Source organism: Bradyrhizobium sp. Ses1, from assembly GCF_059512365.1.
This window is the reverse complement of record NZ_JCAMOQ010000295.1, coordinates 1-211: the sequence shown is the minus strand read 5'-3', so window position 1 is coordinate 211 and position 211 is coordinate 1. Positions and strand designations below refer to the sequence as shown.

The 211-nt window shown below is 65.9% G+C and carries 1 pseudogene; it reads right to left on the bottom strand.

Annotation, left to right across the window (positions count from 1 at the left end):
* Nucleotides 1–211 (bottom strand): annotated as a pseudogene (locus AC5ZG5_RS46710) (transposase); the annotation flags it as partial.

Genomic DNA, 211 nt, shown 5'->3' with positions numbered 1-211 from the left:
GGGAGCCCCTCGATGAGCGGCTGGGCCTGAGGCGCATCGCCGGCTTGACCTGCCGTTAGGAAGAAGCGGACCGGGCAACCTAAGCCCCGGACAGCCATATGGATTTTTGTCGTCAGGCCGCCGCGCGAACGCCCGATGGCCTGATTTTGAGCCCCCCTTTTGCGCCGCTGGCGTGCTGGTGGGCGCGGACGATGGTGGAGTCAACGATCAG